8 protein-coding genes are annotated in these 8,572 nt (G+C 65.2%); 3 read left to right on the plus strand and 5 right to left on the minus strand.

Annotated features, from left to right (window positions below; all coding sequences use genetic code 11):
* Positions 1-495 (minus strand): type III pantothenate kinase (locus B2W70_RS09560; protein WP_286745173.1); only part of this gene is annotated, 495 nt, incomplete at its 3' end.
* Positions 496-705: 210 nt separating this feature from the next.
* On the opposite strand from B2W70_RS09560, the gene B2W70_RS09565 reads away from it, so the two are divergent.
* Both B2W70_RS09565 and B2W70_RS09570 read left to right on the plus strand, forming a co-directional pair.
* The gene (locus B2W70_RS09565) at positions 706-1,287 is read left to right on the plus strand and encodes a chalcone isomerase family protein (protein ID WP_058086202.1); all 582 of its coding nucleotides are present in this window, start codon (positions 706-708) and stop codon (positions 1,285-1,287) included.
* A gap of 140 nt (positions 1,288-1,427) precedes the next feature.
* Complete coding sequence (locus B2W70_RS09570) at positions 1,428-2,270, plus strand: HDOD domain-containing protein (protein WP_286745175.1); 843 nt, start codon at positions 1,428-1,430, stop codon at positions 2,268-2,270.
* Here B2W70_RS09570 and B2W70_RS09575 read toward each other — a convergent pair whose 3' ends face one another.
* From B2W70_RS09575 to B2W70_RS09590, 4 genes are read right to left on the minus strand one after another with little or no spacing between them, the layout of a single operon-like run.
* Positions 2,271-3,215, minus strand: a complete 945-nt coding sequence (locus B2W70_RS09575; protein ID WP_286745177.1) for a S49 family peptidase — start codon at positions 3,213-3,215, stop codon at positions 2,271-2,273.
* Between the two features lie 24 nt (positions 3,216-3,239).
* Entirely contained in the window at positions 3,240-3,620 is a 381-nt protein-coding gene (locus tag B2W70_RS09580; protein ID WP_286745178.1) for a Rieske (2Fe-2S) protein, read from the minus strand.
* Positions 3,613-4,302, minus strand: coding sequence for an HAD family hydrolase (locus tag B2W70_RS09585; protein ID WP_286745179.1), 690 nt, complete (start codon positions 4,300-4,302; stop codon positions 3,613-3,615). The genes B2W70_RS09580 and B2W70_RS09585 overlap by 8 nt, the downstream gene beginning before the upstream one ends.
* A gap of 26 nt (positions 4,303-4,328) precedes the next feature.
* Positions 4,329-5,444: an RluA family pseudouridine synthase gene (locus tag B2W70_RS09590; RefSeq protein WP_414631045.1), complete on the minus strand. Its 1,116-nt coding sequence runs from the start codon at positions 5,442-5,444 to the stop codon at positions 4,329-4,331.
* 767 nt (positions 5,445-6,211) lie between these two features.
* Here B2W70_RS09590 and B2W70_RS09595 point away from each other — a divergent pair.
* A partial coding sequence (locus B2W70_RS09595; RefSeq protein ID WP_286745183.1) for an Rne/Rng family ribonuclease occupies positions 6,212-8,572 on the plus strand: 2,361 nt, incomplete at its 3' end.

The following is an 8,572-nucleotide window of genomic DNA, read 5'->3' on the forward strand; positions in this document are numbered from 1 at the left end:
CAGGGCCCGGTACATCAGGCCGAAGCCCGGCAGGATCAACCCACCCAGGAAGCAGCCACCCGCGTCCACGGCATCGACCGTGACCGCCGTGCCCACCATCACCGCCAGAACAGGCGGCACGTCGTTGGGGGCACACAACAAAGCCCGCTGGCGCGCGCCAATGATCGCCGCCCAGCGGTCGGCGCCCAGCCGTTGGGGGTGCTCGTATCCATTGATCACGCCACCACCCAGGCGAGACGAAGACACCCACTGTGCCTGCAGCCCCCAGCCCTCGGTCAGCTGCTCTTCGACCCTTCGCTTGATGGCCTCGCCAGCCACCACACAGCCCAGCATCGCCCGAGGCACCGGCAGCTGGCGCCAGTGTTCATCCCAGAGGTGATCAATGTCTTCCAGGACCACCGCACCATGCGCCAGCAAATCGGAACCAGGGGCGGGTCGGTCGTAGAGGCCCCATTTCAAACGGGTGTTGCCGATGTCGATGACGAGGAAGGACATGGAAAAGGGCGCAGGCCCGGCAGGCCCACAGAAACAGGACAGAGCGCCATTGTCGCGCATGGTGGCTGTGACAACCGCTTGCAAGCCTCATCAAGAGATGGCGCATACTCCCACCCGCGCTTAGCCGCTGTCGTGAAATATGACCACGCGTGATGTCTGATGGCCCGGCGGCGCAACGCCTTTCCCGATCAACCGCCAACCGGAACCCGCATGTTCAAGCTGATCCCCGCATGGGCCCTGGCCCTGCTGTCCGCCCTCACCTTCCAAGCCCACGCCGCCGTGGAAGTGCGCGGCGTCAAATTCGCCGATACCACCACCGTCGCTGGACAAGCTTTGCAGCTCAATGGCGCGGGCGTGCGAGTGAAGGTCATCATCGACGTCTACGCCGCCGGCCTGTACGTGGGCAAGCGCGACGCTTCTGCGCAGGCATTGCTCAGCCAGCCCGGCGCCAAGAGCATGCAGATCGTGCTGTTGCGCGACCTCACCGGCGAAGACTTCGCCGACGCCATGATCAAAGGCTTTCACAAGAACAACTCGGATGCCGACGTGGCCCGATTCCAAGGCCGGCTGGACGAGTTGCGCAAGACGATGGTGTCCTTTGGCACCGTCAAGAAAGGCACGGCGATCCAGCTCAACCTCGTGCCTGGCGCCGGCATCCGGACGCTGGTGGACGGAGCTCAGAAGGGCTCGGACATCCAGGGCGATGATTTCTATGCTGCCTTGCTCAAAATCTGGCTGGGCGCCAAGCCCGTTGACGACGACCTCAAGACGGGTTTGCTGAGCGCGAAGTGAACCAGACACAGGCTCGCGCATGAGGGGGCCTTGCGAAATGGCCGGTGCGGTGAGAACTGCATCGGCCTTTTGCCTTATTTCGGTGCACCAGTCGGGCCCGCAAAGGCTAACCTAGCCCAAAACTCACCCAAGGCCCGACCATGATCCAGCAGCCGCTCCCCACCTTGGCAGCCTGGGTGGAGGCCTTTGCGAACGCGGACATCCCCATCCTGTCGGAATCGGCCTCCGAGATCGCCCTGCTGAGCGAGATCGAAGAAGCGCGGGGCAACATGGATGCCCACACGATCGCCGAGAGCCTGGAAAACGATCCGCTGACCACCCTGAGGGTGCTGGTGCACGTCTCGAGCCATTGCACCCGCCTGAGCGTCGAGCCACCCGAGACGCTGGTGGGCGCCCTGGTCATGCTGGGCGTGGGGCCGTTCTTCAGCGCCTTCGCCCAGCCACTGGACGTCCAGACCGCCCTGGCCCACCGCCCTGAGGCCATCGAAGGCCTCGCCCAGGTGGTGCGGCGCTCGCGCAGAGCAGCCCATTTCGCTCTGGGTTTCGCACTCAAGCGCCAGGATCAGGACGTCGTCGTCATCCAGGAGGCCGCCCTGCTGCACGCTTTTGCCGAGATGTTGCTGTGGTGTCACGCCTCCTCGCTGATGCTGGAGATCACCCATCGGCTCAAAACCGATCACACCCTGCGCTCGGCGGCGGTTCAGCAAGAGGTGCTGGGCATCCGGATCGACGACCTTGCACAAGAGTTGATGCGGCGCTGGCAGTTGCCGGACCTGCTGATCCATTGCTCTGACGAGCGTTTGGCCAACGACCCGAAGGTGCGCAATGTCACGCTGGGCGTGCGCATCGCGCGCCACACGCAGCACGGCTGGGACGACCCACATTGCCTGGCGGCGTTGCCAGACGACGCACGGGACGTCGGGCAACTGCTCAACATCGCCCCGGAAGCGGCCCATCGCCTCATCCGGGGGTTGGACGCCTGATCAGCGCACGCCCACGGCGCCGCGCATCGCCTGCACGGCACCACCACCGATGGCCGCACCAAATCGCTTGGCCAGGCGCTCGGCCAGGTTTTCCTTTTGCGTGTAATCGACGATGTCCTCTGCCTTGATCACATCGCGCGCGACGTGGTCCAGGCTGCCCAGTTGATCGGCCAGGCCCTGGTTCACAGCTTCTTCGCCATTCCAGAACAGGCCCGAGAAAGTGCCTGGGGTTTCCTTGAGCGCCTTGCCACGCCCCTGACGCACCACCTTGATGAACTGCTGGTGGATCTGATCGAGCATGGACTGCGCCAACTCGGCCTGCTCGGGCTTGAGCGGCGAGTAAGGATCGAGCATGCCCTTGTTGCTGCCTGCGGTCATCAAACGCCGCTCGATGCCCAGTTTTTCCATCGTGCCGACGAAGCCAAAACCATCCATCAACACGCCAATGGAGCCGACGATGGACGCCTTGTCGACAAAGATGCGATCGGCCGACACGGCGATGTAGTAAGCAGCCGATGCGCACATTTCCTCGCAGACGGCGTACACCTTCTTCTTGTGCAAGGCCTTGAGTCGGCGCACTTCGTCGTTGACCAGCCCGGCCTGCACGGGGCTGCCTCCGGGTGAATTGATGCGCAAGACGACGGCCTGCGCGCCTGCGTCCTCGAAGGCGCTGCGAAGTGCCGTCATGAGGTTGTCGGCGCTCGCTTCGGTCTCGCTGGCGATTTCACCGCGCACCTCGACCAAGGCTGTGTGAGGCGTGACCGGCGTGTGCGCAGCGGAGCCGGACTCCCAAGCGGCCCAGGCCGCCGAGAACGCGACGCCCAACCAGATCAGGCGCCACAACCAGCGCCAGCGGGCATCCCGCTTCTGTTGCGCCAGGTAGGCGCGAGCAAGGTCGGTGAACAAGGCCGCCTGGGCCTGAGTTTTGGGATCTTGGGTGTCCATGGACATGGTCTGGGTTGGCCGTCGTCAGAGCGGCGGTTGGATGCGATCGGAAGGATACCAATGCACCTGGCCCCCTTCCTCCTTGAGTTCAATGGCGTGCAAGCGTGCGCCACGGCAAGGCCCCATGACGCAGTGCCCGCTGGGCGGCTCGTACAGCGCGCCGTGCACCGAGCAGATGATGAAGCGACGTTCCTGATCCCAGAACTGGCCGGGCTGCCAATCCATCTCGGCTGGCACGTGGGCACAGCGATTGACGTAGGCCACCGCGCCCCCATTGAAGCGCAAGGCAAAGGCCTGGGCGCTGCGCCCGAACTCCAGGATGTCGAAGGTGACTGCGTCGCCGCGCTCCTTGAGCTCGTCAGAAGCGCAAAGGGGTTGCGGCTCAAGGCGCTTGGGCTCAGGCATGCCGGGCCAGCCAATCGTGAAGCTCGGCCGTGGCGTGGGCAACGAAGCGGGTCGGGTAATCCGCAAAAGCGGCCGGCTCGTGCGCCCCGTAGCTCACGGCGATGCTGTGCGCCCCGGCGTTGACCGCCAGCTGCAAGTCGTGCGTGGTGTCGCCGATCATCAGGGTGCGCTCGGGCTCGACGCCGAACTCGGCCATCAGCTCCAGCAACATGCGCGGGTGCGGCTTGGAGACGGTTTCGTCGGCGGTGCGAGTGCCATCGAACATGCCATACAACTCGACATGCCCCAGGGCCTCGTTCAGGCCGGAGCGCGACTTGCCGGTGGCCACGGCCAGCCAATGATTTTGCGCCTTCAGGGCCTGGAGCATGGGCAGCACGCCTTCGAAAAGACTGAGCTCGTGTTGGCGGTTGAAGTAGTGGTGCCGGTAGCGCAGCCCCAGCTCGGGCACGCGCTCGGGCGCCAGGGTGGGCGCGACATGGGCCAGGGCGTCGTGCAACCCCAGGCCGATCACGTAAGCCGCAGCTTGCGACGAAGGCACAGGCAACCCCAGGTCGGCGCAGGCGGACTGGATGCAGCGCACGATCAGGGCCGTGGAGTCGTACAGGGTGCCATCCCAATCGAAGACGATCAGGTCATAGGCGCGCGGTCTCAGGCCGCTGTCGGTGCCATTGGAAGAGCTCATGCTCCCGACTGTATCGCCTGCGAGGCTCAGTCGCGTGACACCCCTGGCTTGGCAGCCGGTTTGGTCGATGTCAAGGCACCCAGCAGGGCCAGGCAGGCCGGCGGCAAAGGCGCTTCAAAAGTCAACTCATCGCCGCTGACGGGATGCGGCAGGCGCAGGTAGCGAGCGTGCAGGAACATGCGGTCCCAGCGGCCATCGGGCAGGCGCAGGCGGTCCACCCCGGGCACCGCACCTTCGCCGCCACGGGCCAGGGCCTTGTTGAGCACGAAGTCACCGTATTTTTCGTCCCCCACGATGCCGTGGCCTTCGTGCGACAGGTGCACACGAATCTGATGGGTTCGACCGGTCTTGATGGTGACATCGAGCAGGCTGAAAGCGTCGAAACGTTTGACCACCGAGACCAGCGAGATCGAACGTCGGCCGTCATCGTCGTCGCCTGCCACGGCCTTGACCCGCCGCTCACCTTCTGCGGTCAGGAACTTGTGCAACGCCACATCGACCACCTTCTTTTTTTCGGGCCACTGGCCACAAACCAGCGCCGCGTAGGTCTTGTGGGCGGTGCGGTGGCGAAAGCAATCCTGGAGGGTGACAAGCGCGCTGCGCTTTTTGGCGATGACCAACACGCCCGAGGTTTCCTTGTCGAGGCGGTGAACCAACTCCAGGAACCGGGCCTGCGGTCGGGCTCGGCGCAGTTGCTCGATCACGCCGAAACTCACCCCGCTGCCACCGTGCACGGCGACACCGGCCGGCTTGTCGATGACCAGCATGACATCGTCTTCGAACAACACCGGGAACTCTCGGGCGGGCACAGCCGAGGCCTCGTCGGTCGGCTTTTCCGTCAGGCGCAATGGGGGCACGCGCACCTCGTCGCCCAGGGCCAGGCGGGTGTCGGCCGAGGCGCGGCCCTTGTTCACGCGAACCTCGCCGCTGCGGATGATGCGGTAGACGAGGGTTTTCGGGGCGCCCTTGAGCACCTTGATGAGGAAATTGTCGAGGCGTTGGTCGGCGCTGCCTTCGTCAATGACCAGGCGCTGGACGCTGGCGACAGATTGCGGGCGGGGAGAACTGGCTGCCAGGGTTTCGGCAACAGGACGGGTGGGGGTTGCGTCGGTGGGTTTTCGTGCCGCCTTTTTCGCGGCCATTCCCGAGCGCCCGGTTGCTTTTTTCGCACCTATAATGGTTTGAGCCACGTTGTGTGTCTTGTGTGAGGGTTTGTTTGCGGAATCTGCGTTCAGCGAGTTTCGCCAGTCAATCTCTCACCCAGGCGCTTGCCGCAGCAAACCGCATTTTACCGACGAGCCGGTTGCTGCAGGTGCCACGATGGGGCCCGGCGGGGTGTCCCGCCACCAGTATGGCCATGCAGCAGTCGCCCTCCCTGAAGAGGTTCACCCAAGGTGTGAATTTGTCGGGTCGAGTGGCTGTCAGAGCCAATGTCGATCGAACCACGTTCAAGGTTGTTGGGCCCCAGCGCCCGCTTCGCCGGCTTGCCGGTGCCGCACGCTGAGGCCTGTGTCGAGTGAATCACACGTGTCCCGGACTGCTTCGCACACCGCCCTTTCCACCCGCTCGCAGCAAGACGCCCGCCATCCGGCCGCTGGTGTGCTGCGCGGCCGGTGGCTGGCGCGTCGTGTGAACGTCCAGGCAGCCACCCCTTTCCATGTCCGCGCCCCCATGCCCAAGGCATGGAGCCGGCGGACGCCATCCGGCTGTCGCCAGACCCTGTCCTTCACCCCGGCACACGCGCCCCTGACGTCCGACCCGCTCCGGCGGGCCTGACGTCCAAGGCAATTCCTTCGGTTCTTCGTCGTTGCTCGCGCATGCAAGCTGCCGCTGACCTTCGGGTCGGGGGCGACTGGAGACATGTCTCGGTGCCATCCCGAGCCGTCTCCGTTGCAGAAATGGAGCACCCATGAAGCGCATGCTGATCAATGCCACGCAGGCCGAAGAGCGCCGCCTGGCCATCGTTGACGGGCAGAAACTGCTCGACTTCGAAACCGAAATCGAAGGTCGCGAACAACGCAAGGGCAACATCTACAAGGCCGTCGTCACACGCGTCGAGCCTTCATTGGAAGCCTGTTTCGTCGACTACGGCGAAGACCGCCACGGCTTCCTGCCGTTCAAGGAAATCTCGCGCCAGTACTTCAAAGAAGGTGCTGACGTCCGCTCGGCCAAGATCCAGGACGTCATCAAAGAGGGCCAGGAACTCCTGGTCCAGGTCGAAAAAGAAGAGCGTGGCAACAAGGGCGCGGCCCTGACCACCTTCGTTTCGCTGGCCGGCCGCTACCTGGTTCTGATGCCCAACAACCCGCGTGGCGGTGGCGTCAGCCGCCGCATCGAGGGCGATGAGCGCGAAGAGCTCAAGGAGGCGATGGATCAGCTCGAGTACCCCAAGGGCATGAGCCTGATCGCCCGCACCGCCGGCATCGGTCGCTCGGCCGCCGAGCTGCAGTGGGACCTGAACTACATGCTCAAGCTGTGGACGGCCATCGACGAGGCCTCCACCGCCGGCAAGGGCGCTTACCTGATCTACCAGGAATCGTCACTGGTCATCCGCGCCATCCGCGACTACTTCACGTCCGACATCGGCGAGATCCTGATCGACACGGACGACATCTACGAGCAGGCCAAGCAGTTCATGCTGCACGTCATGCCCGATCAGGCCAACCGCGTCAAGCGCTACCGCGATGACGCGGCGCTGTTCGCACGCTTTCAGATCGAGCACCAGATCGAGACGGCCTTCAGCCGCACCGTGAACCTGCCCTCGGGCGGCGCCATCGTGATCGACCACACCGAGGCGCTGGTATCGGTGGACGTGAACTCGGCGCGCGCCACCCGTGGCAGCGACATCGAGGAAACCGCCTTCCGCACCAACCTGGAAGCGGCCGACGAAATCGCCCGCCAGATGCGCCTGCGCGACCTGGGCGGCCTGATCGTCATGGACTTCATCGACATGGAGGACAGCAAGCACCGCCGCGAGGTGGAGCAGCGCCTGCGTGACGCCCTGCGCACCGACCGCGCCCGCGTGCAGTTCAGCTCGATCAGCAAGTTCGGCCTGCTGGAGATGTCTCGCCAACGCCTGCGCCCGGCGCTGAGCGAAGGCAGCCACATCACCTGCCCGCGTTGCAACGGCACCGGCCACATCCGCGACACCGAGTCGTCGGCGCTGCAGATCCTGCGCATCATCCAGGAAGAGTCGATGAAGGACAACACCTCGGCCGTGCACGTGCAAGTGCCGGTGGAAGTGACCTCCTTCCTGCTCAACGAGAAGCGCACCGAGATCACCAAGATCGAACTCAAGCAGCGCGTGACCGTGCTGCTGGTGCCCAACAAGCACCTCGAGACCCCGAACTACAAGCTGGAACGCCTGCGTCACGACGACCCGCGTCTGGAAAACATCCAGGCCAGCTACACGATGATCGAGGAGCCGGACGACGAGGTGGGCATCACCCGCCGCGAGAAGGCCAAGGCCAAGCAGGAGCCGGTCATCAAGGGTGTGCTGCCCGACCAACCGGCCCCGATCGCTCCTCCGAAAGAAGAAGCGCCTGTCGTGGCCGCAGCCCCGCTGGCGCCGCCCGCACCGGTTCAGGCCCCCGTGCCTGCCTCGGGCGGCTTCTTTGGCTGGGTCAAGCGCCTGTTGGGCTTTGGCGGCGACGCCCCTGCCCCGGCGCCTGTGGTGACGCCGGTCGCTGCGCCCGCCCCCGCAGAAAGCAATGACGACAAGGGTCGTGGCGGCCGTCGCGATGGCCAGGCTCGTGGTGGCCGAGGCGGTCGTGGCGGGGAGCGCTCCGAGCGCGGTGAGCGCGGTGAGCGCAGTGAGGCCAAGGGCGAAGGCCGTGGCCGTCGCCAGGGCCCCCGTGAAGAGCGCAACGAAAGCGAAAACGCCGCAGGCCGCGATGGTGGCCGCGACCGCGCCGAGCGCGGTGAACGAGGCGAGCGCGGCGGTCGTGGCCGCCGTGGCGAGAACACCGAGCGTCCGGCCATCAACCGCGAGGCCATCGCAGCCGAAGCCCAGGCCTTGGGCCTGGCTGCCGCCGGCGCAACAGGTGCCGAAGCTGCCGTGTCACTTTCTCCCGAAGGCCAGCCCGGTGATGCCGACCAACAACGCGAAGGCCGTCGCCGTCGCCGTGGTGGTCGTGGCCGTGGTGAACGCGAAGAGTCTTCGGTCGGCATCGAAGCTGAAGGCGCGAACGCAGATGCTGGCGTGAGCAGCGAGGGCAACGACGCCTCCGAGATCCAGGGTGATGGCGATGCCGCCTCCGAAGGCCAGGAA

Source organism: Aquabacterium sp. UBA2148 (genome assembly GCF_002328915.1).
GTDB classification, from domain to species: Bacteria; Pseudomonadota; Gammaproteobacteria; order Burkholderiales; family Burkholderiaceae_C; genus Aquabacterium; species Aquabacterium parvum.

Excerpts from the sequence above, each read along its gene's own strand:
- B2W70_RS09570 (WP_286745175.1), top strand. The coding sequence starts at position 1,428 with ATGATCCAGCAGCCGCTCCCCACCTTGGCAGCCTGGGTGGAGGCCTTT.
- B2W70_RS09590 (WP_414631045.1), bottom strand. The coding sequence starts at position 5,444 with ATGGCCGCGAAAAAGGCGGCACGAAAACCCACCGACGCAACCCCCACC.
- B2W70_RS09585 (WP_286745179.1), bottom strand. The coding sequence starts at position 4,302 with ATGAGCTCTTCCAATGGCACCGACAGCGGCCTGAGACCGCGCGCCTAT.
- B2W70_RS09580 (WP_286745178.1), bottom strand. The coding sequence starts at position 3,620 with ATGCCTGAGCCCAAGCGCCTTGAGCCGCAACCCCTTTGCGCTTCTGAC.
- B2W70_RS09565 (WP_058086202.1), top strand. The coding sequence starts at position 706 with ATGTTCAAGCTGATCCCCGCATGGGCCCTGGCCCTGCTGTCCGCCCTC.
- B2W70_RS09575 (WP_286745177.1), bottom strand. The coding sequence starts at position 3,215 with ATGGACACCCAAGATCCCAAAACTCAGGCCCAGGCGGCCTTGTTCACC.